The sequence below is a fragment of the Chitinophagaceae bacterium genome (genome assembly GCA_016717285.1).
Lineage (GTDB): Bacteria > Bacteroidota > Bacteroidia > Chitinophagales > UBA10324 > JACCZZ01.
In genome coordinates, this window is record JADKFU010000005.1 from 673,228 (window position 1) to 696,454 (window position 23,227).

Below are 23,227 nucleotides of genomic sequence, written 5' to 3' on the forward strand. Positions count from 1 at the left end.
CGAAATGTTTATAAGGTAATGCTTTGTCTTCCCGATAGGAAATTTTTAAAACCTTGGACAAGGTAAATCAATCACGTTGCCGCGTGGTTTTTTATACCAGCCAATGTAAACGAATGAAAGTTCAAAAGCACCCTTGCTACCGGAAGCTGATTTTAACGAAGAAGTATTTACATCATAATTCAATACTGCGCGCCAGTGTTCAAATTGGTAACCAATCACAGGAATAATTGCATCACCAAAGCGACCGAACAATCCTGCAAACAATTGATTCGATGACGCAGTGTTTAATTTATAACTGATCATGCTTCCGGCAAGAAATTCGTGCGCCTTTTTTTGCGACATGTACATCACACTTGGATAAACATATACCTGCTCACTGATTTTGATAACAGCACCTGCATTTATTGCGGGACGAATGCCTAATCTGTTTTCGGCATTTCCATAAAAGGAATCACTCGGACGAAACAAATGATACAATGCGATTCCTGTATAGAAAGAAATTTTTTCTGATCCGCTGTAGGAATAGGAAAGCCCTGCATTTACGTCTGGATAGCTTGTCTGTTGCGCTGAATAATTTTCACCGGTAGGTAATCCCAAATCAAAACCTGCATCGGCCCATTGATTGTCGAAATAAAATTTGGAGAAATCCACCGACTTCTGAACGAAACCTGCCTGCACACCAAAAGATAGAAAGCTTGTTTTCTCTTCATCAAAAGAAAGATGATAAGCTCCGGAGGCCATCACTTTGGTTACTGACAGATCACCATCACCGGCACGATCTGAAATGAGATAGAGCCCGGCTGAAAAATAATTGCGGTGTAAAAAGTTTTTGTTGAAAGACATGTCGCCATAAAAATCAAATGTTTTGTAAGGCACCGTTACGCTGCCCCACTGTTGCCGGTAATTTAAACCTAAACGGTAATCACCGCTGAAACTTCCGGTGTAGGATGGATTGATGGTGAGTGGTGTGGAGAAATATTGAGAGAAATGGATGTCCTGGGCCTGGAGTCGGCACGCCATAGTTATTATTGAAAGCAATATGAAGTTTAGACGACTCATTAATGTTTATGACTGAATGGCTGTATGGTTAAATTGCTAAATTGTTTAATTGATGAATTGTCACTGTTCATTTTAATAAAGTTACGTTGCCACTCTTCACGGCTGCTTTCCCATCGCTGAAGGTGGCAGTTAAAGTCCACACGTAGACTTCCATTTCCTGCAACACGCCTTTATAAATTCCATTCCATCCGTTATTGATATTGCTCGTCTCGAAAACCAGTTCTCCCCAACGGTTGTATACTTTGAAGTTCATCGTTTTTATATCCTGTCCGCGAACATAAAGTATATCATTTTGTCCGTCGCCATTGGGTGAAAAAGCATTCGGTACATCCACAACCGGAATTAACCGGACAGTAATAAATGTACAGACCTGATCAGGACAGCCACCATCATTATTAGCGGTGAGGCAAGCGAGGTAATCACCACTCAGCAGATAAGTATGGTTGGGATTTTCATCAGTGCTGGTGGCGCCATCTCCAAAATCCCAGGAATAGAAAATCGCTCCTGTTGATTGATTGAAGAAATGAACTTCAGAAACATAATCCTGTATCACGGTAGGATCTGCAGTGAAGGCAGCATGTGGAGGATAAGGTAAAACAGTGACTGTGAAGAACGCCGTATCAAAAACATTACAGGCATCAGGATCGCCAATTATCATCATACCATTGTAAGTTCCGGGAATAGGATAAGTGTGAGATGGACTTGCTTCGGTAGAAGTTTGTCCATCACCGAAATCCCAGAAAAAAGTAATGCCGCCATAACCTGTGTTGGATAAATTAATGGTAAAAGGAGGACAGCCAAAAAAATTAGCATTGCTCACTTCCGCAATCAAAACATGCGTGTAATCAATCACCACGGTTATGGTGTCAAACTGGTTACACGAAAGCGGATCACTCACAATAAGAGAAGCAGTGTACAATCCCGGAGTGGTATACGTATGACTTGTGTTTTGTCCTGTTGCGGTTGTGCCGTCGCCGAAATCCCACGAGAAAGAAGTGATGATACCTGTAGTGGTCGCATTGAAATCTACTTTCAGTGAATCGCAATAATCAGTGATCGTATTGGTGAAGCTTGCATTCACGGTAGTGTTGTAAACCACAACAGTTGTGTAGGCTGTGTCAATGGGAACGCAGGCTGTAGGATCGGATGCAATAAGCATTATTATGAAGGTTCCTGTATCATTGAAGACATGGGTAGGTGTTGTTTCTGTGGAAGTAAATCCATCCCCGAAATCCCAAAAAAAGCTGGTCGCATTTACGCTGTTATTCGTGAAGCTGACGTTCAACGGAACGCAACCGGTAGCGGTTGGAAAAACAGCGAGATCAGCAGTTACCACGAATAAATTGATTTCCATCTTGAAACCTAACTCATTGCAGTTCGCGCTTCCATTCACTTCACTCAATGCGCCGGCTGTGGTTGGTGTAAGAGAATTGCCTCCACATCCTGCGCACACTGCCTGGTACACGATGCCATTTTTATCAAACCTGCTCGTGCCACCGTCTACATGCTCTGTCCCGATATCACTTCCCGGCGCGCTATAACCCCCGAAATACGTTGCATACATCAACTGCGTCATGTTCTTTTTGAAAACAGCGAGGTAAAAATCATTGCCATCAGTGGTGGATTGCAAAGCACTTGAGGTGAGCGGCATATTTAACATGTTCATTGAAAACTGCGGCCATCCGCTGAAAACAACGCCACCCCAACCAGATACATAAATGTTTTCACAGGTATCAACCAGAAATGCTGTTGGTGAAATATTCGGCGCACCGTTTCCATTTCCAAAGACTGTGGAATAAACAGTGGTTGATAACGCGGGATCCAATTTATGAATGAACTGCCCGCTGTTGGAATTACTGTACACACCGCTTGTAACAGGATAATTACCTCCTGTTTGTCCAACGAAATAGGCGTTGGCTGCTTTATCCAGTTTGATGAAATAAACCTGGTCATCAGAAGAAGTGCCGATGAAGGAAGATTGTAACAGAGAAGTTCCGGTAGCGTTGATATGTGCCACAAATCCATCTGAGGCTCCGCCCAAAAAATTACTGTGCAAAGAACCTGTCGTGGATGGGAAGTTAGTGCTCATCGTTCCCCCGCAGGTGTACACTTCATTGTTAAAAACATCGAGTGAATAACAGGCATCATTGTCTGATCCACCGATATAAGAAGACCACAATAGTGTTGAAAGATCAGCACTGAATTTAAAAATGCATCCATCCTGACTACCGCCACTTGTGCTTTGAAATGCACCTGTGGTAACAGGGAAATTGGTGGATTTTGTACAGGTGGCCACATACACATTATTGTTTTCATCGGCAATAATTTCACCACGGGCATCATCGCCATAATTCACTTTCAGCTCTCCCTGAGCAGGTTCTGAAGCATTATAATTTACACCATCATCACCACTTCCACCGATGTATGTGCTGGCAACCAGGGCATTTCCGGCTGCATTAATTTTTGCGACCACTATATCGGCGGCACCATTCGATCCCACATCGAACGAGCCTGCAACAGTGGGAAAATTGTTGGAATAGGTTCTGCCATAGATCAACAGGTTGCCATTATTATCTACAAATAGACTGTGCGGTGTTTCATTGTTGCTTCCACCTAAATAAGTTGACCAGATCATTGCATTACCGGCGCCCGTTATTTTAGTGATGCCCATATCGCTTCCATATTGCGTTGGGCTGTTGATACCACCACCATAATTTATTTGAATCGCGCCGGTACTCACGGGATAGCCGGCGCTGTGGACCAATCCGCCAAGATACATGGCGCCTGCTGCATCATAGGTTGCTGTAAATCCAAAGTTATCAGCAGCACTTCCTGTGTAGGTAGAAAAAATAAGTGTTGGATCAATGATAAGCGGAATTGAATGATCGTAATTCTTATTGAAAGAAAAAGTGATGGTGTTTCCTTTCAATTGGAATTTGCAGGAGACTTCACTCTTGAAACCATTTACTACCTGGTAAGCATAGGGTTTTTGTTCTGTGAAATTTCCAACTGAAGTAGCAATGATCAGATGGCCATTTTGAAGTGATAATTTATCTGCACCGTCGTACTGTATCTGAATTTGATTTGCATCTGCATTGGGTTCTACAATAAGATCGTATTTAAGATTTGGTCCGTAGGCATATACATTCATGTCAATGCCTTTGTAGAGTTCATCATAGGTAACCTGTGCATAGTCTTTTACATTGGTGGCCCAACGGGAAGGATTATTGCCGATAAAATAATTGAAGAAATAAAGTGAAGGAGAAGCTGCGGAAGTGCGCACTTCCGGATTTGCGTTTACAAAAACTTCCTTGAAAGCATGTGCATGAATGATGAATGCACTGGTGTCGTGCTGATGGTGGACCTTTTTTAAATCTTCCGGATTGAAGAATATATAGGTGAATGTGTTTTTTTCGAGAAACAGTTCACCACTCCATAGTTTGACATTGTATAATATTTTTTCATCCCACTGTTTTTTATTCTCAATAAAACGCAGTTGACCAGAAGGTGTAACAGATGTGGGATATTCAGCAGCAAGCGCCAACAATGGAATTGATAGAAACACCCATACAAATATGCCGATACCTCGAAACGTAAAGAACTTCATTGACTAAAAATATAAAGAATAGACCAGTTTATAAATTTAAGTGTTGCACGCCCAGCCAAACGATTTTGATATTTCTAAAGTATATGTATCGTCTCGGGCATCACTATAGGGAAATCAGGATTATTTTATGAATGGGATGATGCAGCTATAATATCGCCTTTTGACAAGTAGAGGTAATTTCACCGAACAGTTATTCTCCATTTGCAAGTTTTACAAGGTTACCTGACTGAACATCAATAGTTAATGGTTCTGCTAATCGTTTCAGTAACATTCGGTTTTCCGATAATTCTGCTATTTTTACCAGCAACCAAAAAAAACGTCATGTCTGAAATTGCCATTAAGAAGGGGCATCCCAAAGCCTTGTACATTCTTTTTTTTACCGAGATGTGGGAACGTTTTGGTTATTACCTGATGGTGGGGATTTTTCTTCTGTACCTGATTGATCCTACAGGAACCGGAGGTAAAGGACTGGATAATGCGAATGCCGCAGATATTGTAGGTTCTTTTATCGCACTGGTTTATCTCACCCCTTTCATTGGCGGATTGATTGCAGATCGTTTTCTCGGTTATCGAAAGTCCATACTGATCGGAGGTTCATTGATGGCAATCGGTTATCTCGGATTGTCATTACAAGGCGATATGGCCATGTATATTTCTTTGTTGTTTATCATCGTCGGCAATGGATTCTTTAAACCGAATATTTCCACTTTATTAGGTAACATTTATACAGAAGAAGAATTGAAGCCACAGAAAGATGCCGCTTATGGAATCTTCTATATGGGTATTAATATCGGCGCGTTCTTCTGCAATTTTGTGGCAGCATACCTTCGAAATTATTATGGATGGGGATACGCTTTCGCTGCGGCAGGTGTCGGAATGATCTTCGCTTTAATAATTTTTGGACTCAACTTCAAAGATGAACATATTGTAAAAGGCGATGTGAAGAAACCATTGCAGAAAGAAGATATGCCCATCAGCAAAATAATGACATCAGTCTTTCTGCCTGCAATCCTTGCGGGAATTTTGGGATGGAATTTTAGTTCACTTATCGGAGGTACCATTTTCGGAACCAAATCGAATGATGCGTTTATGTTTGCTTGCGTTCCGATTATTATTTTCTATGCAGGACTGCTGATTCGTGCATCCAAGGAAGACAAGCGCGGACTTGGTGCCTTGCTGGCATTCTTCTCTGTTTCCATAGTTTTTTGGGTGATCTATAACCAGAACAGCACTGCATTAACTATTTGGGCTGATACGTATACAGATCGAAATATGCCTGAATCAGGTGTTGTTTGGACGAAGCCGTTCGGAATGCTGCAGACAGTTACGTCGGATACTGTTCAGGTTACCAAGGTTGACAATCATTTTGCTGCGGTATTGGATGAAAACGGAAATACGATTCAGACGAAGGGTGTAGATCCTTATTTGAATAATCTTCCGAAAGATCAATGGCCGGCAAAGGGTGAAGAACATAAATTACTTTCTCCTGAATTGTTTCAATCAATAAATCCTTTTTTCATTGTACTGTTTACACCATTAATTGCGGTATGGTTTTTTGGATTTTTGAGAAGAAGAAAAAAGGAACCCTCCACTCCGGCAAAAATCGGTATTGGAATGGTGGTGGCGGGACTCTCTTCGTTGCTGATGATCTTTGCGGTGATGTCAACGAATATTTATGAGAATAAGACGCACATGCTTTGGCTCATAGGAACCTACGCCATCTTTACCATTGGTGAGTTGCTCATCAGCCCGATCGGATTGTCGATGGTTTCCAAATTGTCTCCGCCGCGGCTCACCGCTTTAATGATGGGAGCGTGGTTCCTCATCAATTCCATAGCTGGAAAAATCTCCGGATTGATGGCCACTTTCTGGGATAAGTTTCCTGATAAGAAAGATTATTTCCTGATTTTGTTTGTTGCGGCAATGATTGCAGCGATTATTTTATTTAGCATGGTAAAATGGTTGCGTGCAGTAGTGCGGGAAAAAACGGGAACTGATTAATTTGATAGGGATCGATTAACTAAAAAAATGAAAGGTGACTGTTGAGGTCACCTTTTATTTTGGTATTAACCCACAGCACACATCTTATCTGGCAGCAACTGGCTCATTGCCATACATTTTATCCACAAGATGTTCAGGTAATTAGCTGCATGACCGTTCAATCCCAGATAGGGGAATGTTCCAGGTGTATTTCTTCCTGAAAAAAAATCTTAGTCGTCTGCTCAAATGAATCCGTATAGTCAGAAACATAAAATTTATGCGCATGACGGCGTTTGTCGTTGAGCAAGTCATTTGTTCGGAGGATAGCTTCCACTTTTTCAGCGATAATATTAGTAGAATCAAAAATTTTGATGCGCTGATTGAAGTAAGCCGCTACTTCTTTTTCAATCAAAGGGTAATGTGTGCAAGCCATGATCATGCCTTGAATATCACTGAAATCAGGATAGGCTAAATAAGAGTTGATTATGGCCTGACTGACGCTGTTATTGTAGAAACCTGCTTCAATCATAGAGGCAAGCAAAGCGGTGGCAAGACCAACAGTTTCCAAATCAGGCCTCAGGGCTTTTAATTTGTGTTCATAGGTGCCGGATTTGATAGTCCCTTTAGTTCCAATAATCCCTATCTTCTTAATTGTTGTATCTGCGGCCACTCGTTCAACCACGGGGTCAATTACATTCGCTACCGGTACATTATTATTCGTTTTGACAGCTACCTGTTCTTTGACTATCTCATAGGCCGCGGCAGATGCTGTATTGCAGGCAATTAAAATAAGTTTGCATTTTTTTTCCAATAAAAAATCAGCAATTCGAAGGGAGTAATGCTGAATAGCTTCTGCGGATTTATCGCCATAAGGCAAATGCGCGGTGTCACCAAAATAGATGATTTCTTCCTGGGGCAATAGCTTAGAAACAGCATTGGCGACCGTTAAGCCGCCAATGCCTGAATCAAATATTCCGATTGGATTTTGTTGAGTCACTTATTAGTATCGGGTAGTAAGTCTTTTAGTCTTAAGTCTTTAGTCAATATACTATTGACTATTCACTATTAACCAGCTACTATTTCAGCATCAATTTCTTCTTCACCAATTCCATCAGGTTATCCGACTCCTGTGCATACACCACCGCGCCGGCGCTGGTATCAAATACGTAAGAATAATTGTTGGCTTTCGCAACTTCTTTGATAGCATCTTCCGCTTTTTTAAGAATGGGAGAGTACACTTCTTCTTTTTTGTTTTGCAATTTATCCTGTGCGCCACCCTGAAACTGCTGAATTCTGTTTTCAAGATCTTTGATCTCTTGTTGCTTTATTTCTTTTACAGCATCAGTTGTAGTGGCAGGAAGACTTTGATAGTCCTGTACTTTCTTCTGATAATCTGCGAGCATAGAGGCATTTGCATCTTCAAGCGATTTTTGGTAGGCCTGTAATGTGGAATCTGCCTTTTTTATTTCAGGCATCAGTGCAAGAAGGTCAGCAGAATTAATGTGTCCGAATTTTAATGTTTGGGCTTGTGTGGAAACAGCTATTGTCATCAGCAGCACAATTGCCAGGGAAGAAAGAAACTTCATTGTTGGTTTGTTTTTTTAAGGTAAGAATTCGTCGCCGCTTTTCTTTGCCTTTTGTTAAATTTATGGATGAACGGAAAAAATAAAGTGCGCAAAAGTATCAATTTTTTACTTTTTAATATCTTTCTCTGGTGCTGTACCTGCTTTAGGGGCATAACCCATGGCCTGCAATACCTGGTCACTTATATTCACTTTCGTATTCGCATACAGCACCACTGAACCACTCGATTTATCTAATACAAAATCGTAAGCTTTGGCGGTAGCAATCTTTGAAACTGCATCAAATACGTTATCCTGAATGGGTTGTACCAGTTCCTGGCGTTTTACAAAAAGCTCTCCCTGGTAGCCAAACCTTTGTTTCTGAAGTTCTTTAGCAGCTTTCTCTTTGTCCTGAATCTCTTTCTGACGTTGAAGCTTCATTTCTTCTGTCAATAGCACCTGTTCAGCCTGATAAGATTTGTATAACTTATCTATTTCAGCATACTTCGTATCAATGTCTTTTTGCCATGCAGCGGCAATATCATCGAGTTTTTTCTGAGCGTCTTTATAATCAGGAATATTTTTCAGAATATATTCGGTATCTACATATGCCATTTTCTGCGCGAAGGCAACACTACCGGTCAATATTAGTAAACAAAAAAGCAGATAGGTTTTTTTCATTGGAAGTTGAGAATTGAGAATTAGGAATTAAGAATTAGGAATTAGAAGACGTTTGCCAAAAATTAAAAAGCGATAAACTCAAAAATCAAATCTAAAAATTATCAAAAAGCCACTAACGACTCAGGACTAACGACTATATACTATCTACTCACTACTCTACTCTCTACTCCGGCTCAAATCCCAACACGATATTAAATGCACCGTAAGCATTCAAATACTCTCCCAGAGTTCTTGGCGGAACAAGGGGTCGCGGCTTGTCAAAACCGATGCCATAGTCAAACCCGACTGTTCCGAAAATAGGCAGGAAAACCCTGAGCCCCAAACCTGCTGCACGACGGAGATTAAACGGATCGTAATCATCAAAACTATACCATGCATTTCCGGCTTCAACCCATGCAGTTCCGTAAATGAATGCACTCGGACTGGTAGAAAACGGATATCTTAATTCCAGCGTGTATTTGTTAAAGATAGGAGCTGCATAAGCATATACATCCTTATAACCACGCTGGGAAATGATGTCAACACCATAGAGTGAATAGTTTTGTGAAAGGCCATCACCACCCACATCAAACCGTTCAAATGGCGTAAGGCCTATATCCGGATTATAGTAACCCAGGTAACCTCCTTTAGCTGCTGTTTTTAACACAAACTTGCCAAAAAGGTTGGTGTACCATTCCGCTCCAAACCTCCATTTGTGAAACTCCACCCATTTGTATTTTTCTGCTACCGGCAATTCTGAATAATCCTTGTTATTAAACAAGGAATAAGGCGGCGTCACGGCAACGCTGACATAAATGTTGGAACCCCATTTAGGAAAGGTGAAATCAGGGCCCATGGAATTTCTTCCAAATGTTTCTTTCAAACTAATGCTATAGGCATTACCGGTATTGATAAAGAAGTTCGTCGTATAGTTATCCAGCGAATAATTTGTAAAATTAAGCGCAGAAATCAATGTGAAATAGTCATCCGGCCATTGTAATTGTTTTCCCAATCCGACAGTAGCACCTGTCGTAACCAATGTTCCATATGAAGGATCATTCTTGTTAGTACCTCTTGCATATCGGGAACTGTATAGGCCGACATTTAATGAATTGGGTTTCTTGCCGCCAAGCCATGGTTCCGTAAAACCGATGTTAAACGACTGATAGTATCTTCCATTCGATTGTAATCTGACAGAAAAAACCTGTCCGTCACCGGAAGGAAGTGGGGACCATGTTTTCAGATCAAACAGGTTCCGCATGGAAAAGTTATTAAATTTTACACCCAGAGAACCGATAACACCTGTGCCCGAACCACCCCAACCGGCAGACAGCTCTACCTGGTCACTTGGTTTTTCCTCTACTGAATAGGTTAAATCAACAGTTCCGTTTTCCGGATGCGGCTCTGTGTTTATTCCGAGTTTTTCAGGATCAAAAAATCCTGTGGCTAAAATTTCACGTTGGGTTCTTATCACATCCGCACGGCTGAATTTGCTGCCCGGCGTAGTCCGGATTACCCTTCGGATTACATGCTCATGTGTTTTGGTATTGCCTTCTATAAACACCTGGTTGATGGTGGCCTGAGGTCCTTCATGCACCCGTATTTCAAGATCAATGGAATCATTCTCAATAGATACCTCTACAGGCGTAACCGAGAAAAATAAGTACCCGTCATCCATATAAAGTGATCCCACATCTGTTCCATTTGGATCTCCATTGAGTCTTTTTTGCAGGAAGGCTTCATCATACACATCACCTTTCTTTATACGCAAAGCGGAATCAAGACGTGAAGAAGCATACTTGGCATTGCCAGACCACCGGATGTCGCGGAAAAAGTATTTGTTGCCCTCAGCAATCCAGATTTGTATATTGAGGTTACCATTTTCATTTTCATACACACTATCAAACTTGATGTGTGCATCACGATAACCTTTTGTAGAATAAAAAGCCAGGATCTTCGCCTTGTCATCTTCATAATCGCTGGGCCTGAACTTTGAAATGGTAAAAACAGACCAGACTGGATTTTCCTTGGTCTTTTTCATGAGCCTGCGCAAATGACTGCTGGTTACGGCAGTATTGCCTTTAAAAAGTATGTTGTCAATTCTGACCCTGTTGCCTTTGTCGATATAAATGTAATAAAGCATGCTGTTTTGCTGGGAAGAGTCCACCCTTTCGTCAATGGTTACTTTCGTATGTGTGTAACCCTTTTCATAGAAAAACGATTTGATGGTGTTGTAGGTGTTTACCTTAACATTATCAGTAAGCACTTTGCCTTTGTTCAATTTTATTTTTTCACGAAGATCATCCTGTTCTCCTTTTGTGGCGCCGCGAAAAGTGAAACCTGAAAGTCTCGGACGTTCATCCAGCTCATAAGCAAGATATGCAGTATCACGAACAGTGTGATCAATATAAATCCGCACATTGGCAAAAAGGTCCTGCTTCCACAGGTTTTTTACTGCCTTGCTTATTTCCGTTCCAGGTATGTCGATTTTGTCTCCTTTTTTAATGCCTGCAAGTGCGGCAAGAATGTCTTTATCAAGATATTGAGTGCCACGTACTTCGATGCCACCGATAACGTATTCTTTTGGATTCGCATAATCAACAATCAGAGAATCGTATACAGGGGTAATAACCTGCGCAAAGCTGCATTGGTAAAATCCTGAAATCAGGCAGATAATGAATATAAGGATACGTTTCATTTCACATTTACTTGTTCACTTGTTCTTCCAAACCTACGTTCACGTTTCTGGAAATCAAGAATTGCCTGGTACAGCGTTTCTTTGTCAAAATCCGGCCACAATACCGGTGTAAAAAATAATTCCGCGTAAGCTAGTTGCCAAAGCAGATAATTACTGAGTCGTTGTTCACCACTTGTGCGGATCATCAGTTCGGGATCAGGGAATGCAGCTGTTTCCAGGAAACCTGTAACTACAGCTTCATTAATTGACCTCGGATCCAACTGATCCGCTTTTACTGCTGATGCTATCTTCCGGATAGCTTCAGTCAATTCCCACCTTGAACTGTAATTGAGTGCCAGAATCAGTGTGAGCCCGCTATTGTTTTTCGTTTCCTCCATGGCTTCCAGCAACTCCTGATGACACTTGGCCGGAAGTGATGCAATATCGCCAATGGAGCGTAGCCGGATGTTGTTTTCCATCAGCGTGCTCATTTCATTGCGAATAGTTGCCACTAAAAGCTCCATCAGGGCGTCGACTTCATACTGTGGGCGTGCCCAGTTTTCAGTGGAGAATGCATAAAGTGTCAGGTATTTCACGCCCAGTTCAGCACAGGCTTCAGAGGTAGCTCTTACAGCGGAAACTCCATTCTGGTGTCCGAAAATCCTGTTCTCGCCATGCAAACGTGCCCAACGGCCATTGCCATCCATGATGATGGCGATGTGTTCAGGCAAACGGCTTTTATCAATCTGTTCGATTAACGACATTTCAGTAATTAAAAAGTGCGCAAGTTACTAAGTAACCAACGATTTTGATGCTGTAATTCTTAATGTGGATAAGGACAACGGTAAGGCTTTAAAGTGTAGGAGATACCCACTCCGAAAAAAAAGTAATCATCACTTTTTATATTGTCTCCCCGCATTTTACCGGTTTCTCCAACAGGCTCAGCCACCACTTCGGCAGAAGGATCGCCTAAAAATTCAACCATTGGTCCACCTTCATGAAGCAATATTACAGGATCAGCATATGCAGCACTCACATCATCAAGGTAATCAGTAGATGTTTTTCTTACACCACCTTCCAAGGTGAGTCCAATAAGAGCTGATAACCTGTATTTAAACCCTCCCCCCAGCAACCAGGCTGTGCTGGTTCGTTTGTAATGTTTTAATTCCGGATATTGAGGATAGCCTTGTCCTTCTGTACCAAGTGGCTGGAGCCACACCTTTTCACCATTGTATTTTGCGGATGGATTGAAATGAAAAACACCAAAGCCTGCCATTACATACGGAGCAAAGCGATGCCGGTCACTTGTAGAGGAACCTGAAGCAGCCGTATAGGGCATGAAGTTGAATTCAAACTGAACACTGGTTTCGAAGATGTTCGAGGAAAATCCAAGGTTCCTTGTTTGCTGATAATAATTGTTGGCATACGCATCATCAGCCCACACACGTCCGCCATTGATATTGAAGCGTGCTGAAATACGTTCGTCAAAATTACGACGGTAAAAAAAACCACCTGCCGGATTTACAAACCGGAAATCTGTGCCTGTGTTGACGTCACCAAAGTAGTTTGCACCACCAAGCCAGATACCAAAATCATTCTTTTGGGCCTGAACTGAAAGACAGCAAACCAAAAAGGCGCCTGAAAACAGCGTACAGAGTTTCTTTTTCAAAGCGTTAGTGGAAAAGTTGAATGGAAACAGTGGTGTAAAAAGTGTTTCGATAACGACGTTATGATGGGTTTATTTCCTGATGCGAAAGTAAGGTTTTTTGGGTATTCGGTGGTTTGTAGTGAGTAGCGAGTAGTGTGAAGTAATGAGATAGCCGTAAGTGAATTGGTCATTAGTCATTAAGTCATTTAGATCATTAGGTCATCAGCACCTCAATTTAATTGGCACATTGGCACATCATCTCATCGGCACATCATTTATCCTTTATTTTCTTGCGTCCGCTCCCCACATCAGTTTCTTGCGAAGTGTTTCCAGGAAATGATGATCTGGTAACCTTACAAGACCGATCTTATGAGCGCTTTTCTTTACTGCAATTTGAGTAGAGTTGTCAATAGGTTCTGTTCTCGAATCGAGGGTGCAGTAAAACTGTTCAAAACGGCCTTCAATTTCAAACGAAATGACACTCGTATCCGACACAACAATCGGACGCACATTGAGGTTATGAGGAGCAATTGGTGTAATGACAAAATTTTCAGAAGTAGGCATAATAATGGGTCCGCCGCAGCTCAGCGAATATCCTGTGGATCCGGTCGGAGTTGCAATAATCAACCCGTCGGCCCAATAAGAGTTTAGTAATTCCCCATTGATGTAAGCATGAATGGTGATCATGGCCGATGTGTCTTTCTTATGAATGGTCACATCATTCAATGCATAATTTACCTCACCAAATAAAGGTTTATTGGATTCCAGTTCAAGCAACGTTCTTTGATCTGTTACATAGGAACCCTTTGTGATCGCATGAATGGCATGACTAATTTCTTCTTTCCCGATGTCAGCAAGAAATCCAAGTCGGCCTATATTAATACCCATTACCAAAATGGGATAATCACGCACAAAAGTTACCGTGTCAAGCAATGTGCCATCACCGCCTAATGTGAAAAGGTATTCTACTTTGTCGCGGATATCTTCATGCGTTTCAAAAGTGCTTATACCAGAACGGGTTTTGATATCAATCCAAACACTCTCAAAGAACGGTTTGTAAATAAACACACCGATCTTTTTTTCTGCCAGTTGGTCCAGCATTTCCTGGAGCACAGGAATATCCTGCGTTTTTATATTTCGACAATAGAGTGCTACGTTCATTTTGCAAACAGGGTTAATGATTTAATGAAAATTTTGGATGGGCGGATATTGCATACATCTTCATTAATCACTTTTAATGGATTTTCATTAGCAGCGAATTTAGTAACAAAATATGAGGTGTCTTAATATTGGAAGAAAGGCAGCAGCATCACTTCATAAGCATTTGGAGACTCATTGACCAGGATTAGTTCAGGATTCATCTATGGGTACGTTGTATTATGATTCTAAAAAAATCCAAAGCAACGGTATCCCGAGAAGCCGTGATTAAAAGATAGAGTTCATATGCAGAAAGAACCCATGTTCTCCCAGCTTATTGATTGAATATTCAACACGAATGGTAGTGTCATAAATAAGTGTAAGGTCTAAACCTAAACCGCCTCCCAATAACAGTGAATTGTTAAGGGGATTGTTTTCATAGTAGAGATCATCCTTAACATAGCCTGCACTTGCGAATACACGGCCATATAATGCAAATGGAATATTGGCTCCTTTAAGAAAAGGATTTTTGGGTGGAGTTTTGATCTTTATTTTCAGCAGCTGATTTTTTAAATCCATACGTGTATAACCAAAACTCTGTCCATCGATAATGTAATATTCATATCCATGCACATAGTCACTTGAATAACCCAACCCACGATTGAGATTATAGGGCTGCTCTTTCGGAAAGGAAATTTTTAATTTGTTCACAGTACTTGCATACCACTTCTTGCCAAAATGAACATAATGATCCAGGACGGCGGTAGACGAATAAATATTTACATTATCAAATAATCCCAATCCTATTTTGGAAAATGAAACCTCGATATAGTTTCCTTTTAATGGATAGGAAGCAATGTCACGGAAGTCGCGGATAAACAGTCCCCGCAACGTAAAATATTGCTGGCGTGTATCGCCATTCAAAAAATAGTCAGGGTTTAGTTTCGCTATAGTATCCGTTACCTCGTTATCATTATAACTCATGGTGAAGATATACTTATACTTGAAAGCCGGTTGATAAATCACGTCCGCCAGGGCATAAAAATTAGTTTTCTGATAGGCATCAACATTTAGATAAATAAGGTCCTTGTTATTGGTAAAACCATATGTCAGGTTTCTTGTACGGCTAAAGGATGTTGTTACCTTCAGGCCAATATTTTGTTTTCGGTTGATGTATGGAATGTTGTATTGTATCTGGTACAATTGCGAATAACCAAACAGGGCCACGAGTTTAAGATCTTCATCACGGCCACGCACGTTCTGCTGATAAAAACGTAATCCAAATTGCAGGTACTTCAGACTTGCATTGTGATCAACCAGCCAGACATTTAAGTTCCTGTCATACAGATCAAGGGCCGGCACAGGAAATGTATACCATCTTTCTTTCACACTTACAGCGACATCAATATTTTCATCTTCCCAGTTTTTGATGTTTAACACTACTTCGTTAAAGAGTCCGATATTCATCAGCTGGTTATGACTTTCCTCTATCTTTTTCATCAATACATCAAAAGCAATAGTATCCCCTTCAGAAAAAGTGATCTGTCGTAAAATAACCTGTCTCTTTGTACGACGGTTTCCATCAATCAGAATGTGATTAATACGGACAAAATTGTGAAATGAGCTATCCTGCGAGGGCACTGTATCGGTTTGCGCCTTTGCAATAAAACTACTTAGCAGGAAAGTAAACAGCGCACATGTGATAGCTGCGCATTTAATAACAGGCATAGAAACGAAAGTAAAACAAAAACACAATCCTGCCTTCGTGTGCGAAAAGATGATCAGATGTTCAGGTAATTCATGAGTGAATCGTAACGCTCTTTCAGATTGTCAAAATATTCTGCTTCCTGAAATGATTCTTTCACGGTGTAATTATACCGGGTGAGATCTGAAATTATGGGTTGGAGATCTGTATTATTGACTTTAATGGTGAGTTCCATTCTGGAAGTATCATAATCAGTGCCTGCAAACAGACAAAGAATTTTTACATGATTGGATTCAATGATGCGGACAATTTCACTCAATGAATAATCTTTTACATGCAGCTCGAGCACGATGATGCCACCAGGTTCAAGTATGTCCGTCTGTTCCGCAAAATAATTCAGCAAATCGGTTCGGGTGATTAATCCCAGATAAGTTTCGTCTTTATCTGTTACAGGAATAACAGTGAGCCGAAGCTCAGATGCCATTTTCAGCACTTCAAACATATGTTCACTATCGTGAATAAACGGACGAATTAGAGAAACAGGCAAACTGCCAATAGGATCTTCTTCACCATGAGCATTCAGAATGTCTTCTTCAGAAATAAGTCCGAGCAACTGGTTTTCATTCACGATAGGAAGATGTGATACATGAAATACATTCATAAGATGTAGTGCTTCTGCACCTGTATCGGAAGTCTTAAGCGGGGAAATATTTTTAGATACGAGCGCTGCTGCTTTCATAGTCAGGCTGCTACGTTCAGTTTTTGTAAGAACTCATCAAGTATGATATTGAATTCTTCCGGTTTTTCCATCATGGGTGCATGACCGCATTCATCCACTAACACCAGTTCAGAGTTACGAAGGAGTTTATGAAATTCCTCACCAACAAAAGGTGGTGTAATACGATCCTGCTTTCCCCAGATTAACATGACCGGCATTGTTAGTTTGTGGAGCAGACGGCTGAGATTTTCGCGCATGGCAGATTTCGCAACTGAAATTACCCTGATAGCTTTGCCGCGGTTATTACAGATTTCATACACTTCATCCACCAGTTCTTTGGTGGCAACCTTAGGATTATGAAAAGTATAAGCCGTACGGTCCCTGATATATTCATAGTCGCCACGTTTTGGATAACCGCCACCGAGCGAGTCTTCAAACAATCCTGAACTTCCGGTAAGCACCATGGCACGCACTTTTTGTGTCTGATCCAATGCATACAATTGTGCGATGTGACCACCTAAGGAATTTCCCAGCAGAATAATGTTTTCATAGCCACGTGCATCAACAAACTGGCGAACATACCTCACCAGGCCATTCACAGTAGAATCAAGGATAGGCATTTCGTAAATGGGCAACAGTGGAATTACCACTTTGTATTTTTTATGGAACTCTTCGAGGATGCCTTTGAAATTGCTGAGTGCTCCGAAAAGTCCGTGTAGTAACAGGAGCACTTCGCCCTCGCCTTCTTCAATGTACCTGAACTTGCCTTCCTGTTTTATGGTAATCTCCATACGCCTTACTCGTGCTTAATGCTGCTAAAATAAGTTTTTTATTGAAAAATACTTTGGCAACTACGGGAAGCGTGAACATACAACTGTTTATTTCGTGAATGGAATTTTCTGAGAGAGATTTATAACGATTGATTTTTGAATGCGCGAAGTTTTTGAAATGACACTTCGCGGACTTCAGAAATGATTTTAAGAAGTATTATAATCTCACGATGTTTCTAAAATTAAGCACTTATTTCAACCCAGACCAGCGTAACCAGTTGTTCAGCATTAACAATCCATCAGGCGTAAGAATTGATTCAGGATGAAACTGGATCCCACATAACTTAAGATGGTAGTGCGCGATGGCCATTGGCTCACCGGTTTCGCTTGCCGCAATAATATGAAGTGGTGTGCGATCAAGGTTTTTCAGAATTAAGGAGTGATAACGCATCGCAGTGAATGGATTGCTGATATTTTGAAAAACAGGATGTGCCTGATGGGAGATTAACGATGTTTTTCCATGCATGGGTTTATCCGCATGATCGAGCGTAGCGCCAAAGTATTCACCAATGCCCTGATGACCCAGGCAAATACCAAGCATGGGAATCTGAGCATGAAAATGATGAATCATATTTAACATGATGCCGGCTTTTGAAGGTGTTTCAGGGCCGGGAGAAATAATGATGGCGGAAGGATGCAGTGAAATTATTTCTTCCATGTTCATTTCGTCGTTCCGGATCACAAGACAAGGTTGCTGCAACTGCGAAAAATAATCCTGCAGGTTATAAGTGAACGAATCGTAATTGTCGAGAAGCAGTAGCAAGTGAACAAAGTTGCGTAATTCCTATGAAGTAATTTCAAACGAAAAGCAGGACGTACTTTTCTATGAATCAACGATGCAAGGGCGGATAGCTGCCGGCAGTTATTGTTGCACGGAATTGGTAATCTTATCAAGCATTGCCTGGAATTCTGCAAATAAATTTTTTACTACAGGTGTAAAGGAGGAAACATGGTGAATCATAAAATCAGAAATGCTGCTGATAGCTGAATAAGTTTTCGATTGGTGTTTTACGAAAGTAGAGATCAGGTCAACCTGATCAAGCAACCATATGAAGATGCTGAACAGTACGGTATAAATCGCTACATATAAAATGACGCCTGAAATTCTATTCACAAAACCCATTTGTGCCAGTTCAATAATTTTTTCCAGCGATTTTCCAACGAGATAAATTACAAGCGCAATCACAACAAAAACAAGTACGTATGAAATGACAGGCAAGTATACAGAATCTATGTGAAGCTGATCGTGCAATGCTGTTGCGGTAACTGTACTCAGTTTTATGGCAGCCATGATTCCGATGCCCCACGAAAGCAAGGTAAACACAGAGAGAATGAATCCTTTTGTCCATCCTTTCCAGATGCCATACACTGCAAGTATCATCCAAATGATATCAATCCACATGCTTTTTTAATTGAGAAGGTGCGAATGAAATAAAATAAACTTGATGCAGGCGCACATAAATGGTTATAGATGATGAATACATTACCGTGTCGATTCGCATGTTAACCGGTTGCAAGCAACTCTTTTACCATTGCTGAAATCGTTTTACCATCCGCTTTTCCGGCTAATTCTTTGGAAGCAGCACCCATCACTTTGCCCATATCCTGCGGTGTTTTCGCGCCGGTTTCGGCAATTATTTTTGTGAGTACCGCTTTGAGTTCGTCGGCGCTCATTTGTTGAGGAAGGTATCGTTCGACCACAGCAATCTCTTCGCGCTCTTTTTTCGCGAGGTCTTCCCTGCTTTCCTTTTCATAGATCTCAAGTGCATCCTTACGTTGTTTTACCAGCTTCTGCAGCAATTTAATTTCAGATGCTTCATCTGCTTCTTTTGCATCCTTCTCTGTTTTGGAAAGCAGGATAGCAGATTTTATCGCACGAATCGCACGAAGGCCTGCTTCATCTTTACTGAGCATCGCTTGTTTCAGATCACCATTTATTTTTTCTTCTAAGGACATATGGATTGAATTTGCGGCAAATATAATATTGCTTTGTTGGGAATGTATTTTGGCAGGGTTAATTGTTACATGGCTAAATTGCTGAATTGTTGCAGCGAAGCCGGAGAGTGGGAGGATTAATTGTTACATGGCTAAATTGCTGAATTGTTGCGGCGAAGCCGGAGAGTGGGAGGATTAATTGTTACATGGCTAAATTGCTAAATTGTTGCGGCGAAGCCGGAGAATAGGTTGGCTCATTCGACTGGTTATCGGCTTTGCCGCAACAATTAAACAATTAAACAATTAAACAATTAAACAATTAAACAATTACCCCTCACTTGATCTCTTCATAATCAATATACTCTCCACGCTTATCAGTGACTTTTGAATTTTTAACGGGTGGAGGTTCGTTCACAAAATTTCTCTGTTGATGGTTATTAGTTGGAGAAGGACTTCTTTTCCGGATTCCAAATAATCCCGGCCAGATAAAACGGATGGCCAGAACAATCAGCAGAACATCAAGGACAGGAGTTTCGAAAATGCGGACTAACATGTTAGAGAATGACGAAACAAAATTAGATAAATTGTACTTGTTCAACACTAACTCACGTGCAACCTCCTGCGTCATTTACTTAAATACATACTCTTCTCCTTATACATCTGCCGGAAGAAAGGATCAAATAAATCTTTGATGAATCTGATGGCTTCACCAGTGGATTTCATTTCAGGTCCTAATTCTTTATTCACGTTAGGAAACTTGTCGAATGAAAACACCGGCTCTTTGATGGCATAACCTGTGAGCTTGCGGTCGAACTTGAAATCTTTTATTTTTTTCACACCCATCATCACCTTGGTGGCCGCATTCAGATAAGGAATCTGGTAAGCTTTTGCAATGAACGGCGTCGTTCTGGAAGCGCGTGGATTGGCTTCAATCACATATACTTTTCCGTTTTTAATTGCATACTGAATATTAATCAGTCCCCGGATGTTCAGTTCCAACGCAAGTTTTTCAGCATACTCCACCATTTTGTCAATGATTTCGTAGGTGAGATTAAACGGCGGCAATACCGCACTTGAATCACCGGAATGAATACCTGCCGGTTCAATGTGTTCCATCACACCCATGATGTGAACCTGTTCTCCATCACAAATGGCATCAATCTCAGCTTCTTCTGCGCGATCGAGAAAATGATCAATCAGAATTTTATTATTTGGCATGTGCTTCAGTAACTTCAATACTGCCTGTTCGAGTTCATCATCATTCAATACAATGCGCATGCGCTGTCCACCCAACACATAAGAGGGGCGAACCAATACAGGATATCCTACTCTTTTTGCTACGGCAACGGCATCTTCTACTGTGACTGCTACGCCATATTCCGGATACGGAATTTCCAATGCTTTTAACAAATCGGAAAATGCGCCACGGTCTTCCGCCAGATCCATATCCTTGAAAGAAGTACCGATAATTCTGATACCTCTTTCTGATAATTGCTTTGCCAGTTTAAGTGCTGTTTGTCCGCCTAACTGCACGATCACTCCTTCCGGTTTTTCCAGTTCAATGATCTCAATCAGGTGTTCCCAGAAAACGGGTTCGAAATAAAGTTTATCAGCAATGTCAAAATCTGTGGAAACTGTTTCAGGATTGCAGTTGATCATGATGGCTTCGAAACCGGATTCGCGAATAGCGAGCAATCCATGCACACAGCAATAGTCAAATTCGATTCCCTGGCCGATACGATTCGGTCCCGAGCCGAGTACAATTATTTTTTTGCGGTTAGAAACAACAGATTCATTTTCTACATCGAATGTAGAATAGTAGTAAGGCGTAGCGGCACCAAATTCAGCCGCGCAGGTATCAACCAGCTTATATGTTCTGCGGATGTCTAACGCTTTTCTTTTTTCATACACTTCATCTTCAGAAATATTTCCCAACAGATGCGCAAGTTGCAGATCTGAATAACCCATCTGTTTCATTTGCAGAAAGAATTCTTTGGGAATGGTTTCGATCGTGTATTTTTTTGCTTCCTTTTCTATCGTGACTAATTCCTGTATTTGTTCGAGGAACCATTTATCAATCAGCGTCCATTTAAAAATTGTGTTGATGGAAACTCCTAATGATAATGCATCCTTGATTCTGAAGATTCTGTCCCACGAAGGGAATTGCAATTTTTCGAGAATTTCCTCCGATCGTTTCCAGTGCTTGCCATCTGCACCTAAACCTATTGCATCATTTTCGAGCGACTGACAGGCCTTTTGCACTGCTTCAATAAACGTGCGGCCGATACCCATCACTTCACCCACTGATTTCATTTGTAATCCGAGTGTTTCATCGGCTCCGGCAAACTTATCGAAGTTCCAGCGTGGAATTTTTACGATAACGTAATCGAGAGCAGGTTCAAAGTAAGCAGAAGTGGTTCCCGTTATTTGGTTTCTCAGTTCATCAAGATGATAACCGATGGCAAGTTTGGCTGCAATTTTTGCGATGGGATAACCTGTTGCTTTTGAAGCAAGCGCTGAAGAACGTGATACTCGAGGATTGATTTCAACAGCTATCAAATTTTCCGTTTCAGGATCCATGGCAAACTGCACATTGCATCCGCCGGCAAAGTTTCCCAGCGAACGCATCATCAGCATCGCCATATTGCGCATTTGCTGATAGCCTGTATCGCTAAGAGTCATTGCTGGAGCAACGGTAATGGAATCACCTGTATGAATGCCCATCGGATCAAAGTTTTCAACGGTGCAGATGATGACTACATTATCAGCGGAATCGCGCAGCAGTTCCAGCTCAAATTCTTTCCAGCCCAACACTGCTTTTTCTACCAGCACTTCATGTGTTGGAGAAGCTTTTAATCCACGGTCAAGCGCTGCTTCAAATTCTTCTTTTTTATGAACAAATCCACCGCCGGTTCCGCCCAAAGTGTAGGACGGCCGAATCACCAATGGAAAACCAATTTCCTGCGCAATCTCTTTTCCTTCCAGCATCGAGTTGGCAACTTTTGAAGGTGCTACCGCGATTCCGATTTCTCCCATCAGGTTGCGGAATGCTTCGCGGTTTTCGGCAAGGTCAATGGCTTTAATGTCTACACCAATCATTCTCACTTCATACTTGCTCCAAACACCTAATTCATCAGCTTCCTTGGCAAGATTAAGCGCAGTTTGTCCACCCATTGTGGGCAATACAGCATCAATCTTTCTTCCCAGCTCTATTGATTCTTCCAAAATCTGGATGATAGAATTTACGTCCAATGGCAATAAGTAAACGTGATCGGCGGTAACCGGATCAGTCATGATGGTGGCCGGATTGGAATTGATCAGCGACACTTTGATATTTTCTTCCCGCAAGGAACGCGATGCCTGAGAACCGGAATAATCGAATTCGCAGGCTTGTCCGATAATGATGGGACCAGAACCAATGATGAGCACATGATGGATACTAAGATCGCGTGGCATTTGTAAAATTTAAATTTGAGATAACAGTGCCTGAATGAAATTTTATGAGCCGGAATTTATTCAGCATTGCAAATGCATTTCGCTCACCCAATGACAAAGACTTCGCTGGTTTTTGCAACAATGAAAACGGTTTTGAATTGAATGATGGTGTCTTTTGAAAAGCCGGAGAATAAAAAATAAAGTATTCCGTATAAAAATAAAAAGTAAGTAGGCCTTGCAGCATTTTCATTAAGTCGCAAAAATAGAAGAATCC

At 41.3% G+C, this 23,227-nt stretch carries 18 protein-coding genes; 1 reads left to right on the top strand and 17 read right to left on the bottom strand.

Annotation, left to right across the window (positions count from 1 at the left end):
* Positions 1-45 precede the first annotated feature (45 nt).
* Positions 46-1,020 (bottom strand): PorP/SprF family type IX secretion system membrane protein, encoded by a 975-nt coding sequence (locus IPO83_12650; protein ID MBK9732112.1) that lies wholly within the window; start codon positions 1,018-1,020, stop codon positions 46-48.
* 106 nt (positions 1,021-1,126) lie between these two features.
* Entirely contained in the window at positions 1,127-4,666 is a 3,540-nt protein-coding gene (locus tag IPO83_12655) for a PKD domain-containing protein (GenBank protein ID MBK9732113.1), read from the bottom strand.
* Positions 4,667-4,987: 321 nt separating this feature from the next.
* Here IPO83_12655 and IPO83_12660 point away from each other — a divergent pair, with 321 nt between their 5' ends.
* A complete protein-coding gene (locus IPO83_12660; protein ID MBK9732114.1) occupies positions 4,988-6,667 on the top strand; it encodes a peptide MFS transporter in 1,680 nt (559 codons plus the stop codon).
* A 157-nt stretch (positions 6,668-6,824) separates the two neighbouring features.
* On the opposite strand, the gene murI is transcribed toward IPO83_12660, so the two are convergent.
* The 15 genes from murI to carB all read right to left on the bottom strand — a co-directional run bounded on the left by murI (position 6,825) and on the right by carB (position 22,974).
* Positions 6,825-7,643, bottom strand: a complete 819-nt coding sequence (gene murI, locus IPO83_12665) for a glutamate racemase (GenBank protein ID MBK9732115.1) — start codon at positions 7,641-7,643, stop codon at positions 6,825-6,827.
* A 79-nt stretch (positions 7,644-7,722) separates the two neighbouring features.
* The gene (locus IPO83_12670) at positions 7,723-8,232 is read right to left on the bottom strand and encodes an OmpH family outer membrane protein (protein MBK9732116.1); all 510 of its coding nucleotides are present in this window, start codon (positions 8,230-8,232) and stop codon (positions 7,723-7,725) included.
* Positions 8,233-8,337: 105 nt separating this feature from the next.
* Complete coding sequence (locus IPO83_12675) at positions 8,338-8,889, bottom strand: OmpH family outer membrane protein (GenBank protein ID MBK9732117.1); 552 nt, start codon at positions 8,887-8,889, stop codon at positions 8,338-8,340.
* A 163-nt stretch (positions 8,890-9,052) separates the two neighbouring features.
* Positions 9,053-11,566, bottom strand: coding sequence for an outer membrane protein assembly factor BamA (locus tag IPO83_12680; GenBank protein MBK9732118.1), 2,514 nt, complete (start codon positions 11,564-11,566; stop codon positions 9,053-9,055).
* The gene (locus tag IPO83_12685; GenBank protein MBK9732119.1) at positions 11,563-12,309 is read right to left on the bottom strand and encodes an isoprenyl transferase; all 747 of its coding nucleotides are present in this window, start codon (positions 12,307-12,309) and stop codon (positions 11,563-11,565) included. The genes IPO83_12680 and IPO83_12685 overlap by 4 nt, the downstream gene beginning before the upstream one ends.
* 59 nt (positions 12,310-12,368) lie before the next feature.
* A complete protein-coding gene (locus IPO83_12690) occupies positions 12,369-13,214 on the bottom strand; it encodes a hypothetical protein (protein ID MBK9732120.1) in 846 nt (281 codons plus the stop codon).
* Between the two features lie 261 nt (positions 13,215-13,475).
* Entirely contained in the window at positions 13,476-14,354 is an 879-nt protein-coding gene (locus IPO83_12695) for an NAD kinase (GenBank protein MBK9732121.1), read from the bottom strand.
* A gap of 264 nt (positions 14,355-14,618) precedes the next feature.
* Positions 14,619-16,058, bottom strand: coding sequence for a BamA/TamA family outer membrane protein (locus tag IPO83_12700; GenBank protein ID MBK9732122.1), 1,440 nt, complete (start codon positions 16,056-16,058; stop codon positions 14,619-14,621).
* 53 nt (positions 16,059-16,111) lie between these two features.
* Complete coding sequence (locus tag IPO83_12705) at positions 16,112-16,774, bottom strand: CBS domain-containing protein (GenBank protein ID MBK9732123.1); 663 nt, start codon at positions 16,772-16,774, stop codon at positions 16,112-16,114.
* A gap of 2 nt (positions 16,775-16,776) precedes the next feature.
* Positions 16,777-17,544 carry an alpha/beta hydrolase gene (locus IPO83_12710; protein MBK9732124.1) on the bottom strand — a complete coding sequence of 256 codons (768 nt, stop codon included), beginning with the start codon at positions 17,542-17,544 and terminating at the stop codon, positions 16,777-16,779.
* A gap of 229 nt (positions 17,545-17,773) precedes the next feature.
* Positions 17,774-18,346 carry an aminodeoxychorismate/anthranilate synthase component II gene (locus tag IPO83_12715; GenBank protein MBK9732125.1) on the bottom strand — a complete coding sequence of 191 codons (573 nt, stop codon included), beginning with the start codon at positions 18,344-18,346 and terminating at the stop codon, positions 17,774-17,776.
* A 99-nt stretch (positions 18,347-18,445) separates the two neighbouring features.
* A complete protein-coding gene (locus IPO83_12720) occupies positions 18,446-18,985 on the bottom strand; it encodes a CvpA family protein (GenBank protein MBK9732126.1) in 540 nt (179 codons plus the stop codon).
* Positions 18,986-19,086: 101 nt separating this feature from the next.
* Positions 19,087-19,539 carry a GatB/YqeY domain-containing protein gene (locus IPO83_12725; GenBank protein ID MBK9732127.1) on the bottom strand — a complete coding sequence of 151 codons (453 nt, stop codon included), beginning with the start codon at positions 19,537-19,539 and terminating at the stop codon, positions 19,087-19,089.
* A 313-nt stretch (positions 19,540-19,852) separates the two neighbouring features.
* Positions 19,853-20,071, bottom strand: a complete 219-nt coding sequence (locus tag IPO83_12730; protein ID MBK9732128.1) for a hypothetical protein — start codon at positions 20,069-20,071, stop codon at positions 19,853-19,855.
* A gap of 71 nt (positions 20,072-20,142) precedes the next feature.
* Positions 20,143-22,974, bottom strand: coding sequence for a carbamoyl-phosphate synthase large subunit (carB, locus tag IPO83_12735; GenBank protein MBK9732129.1), 2,832 nt, complete (start codon positions 22,972-22,974; stop codon positions 20,143-20,145).
* Between the last annotated feature and the right edge of the window lie 253 nt (positions 22,975-23,227).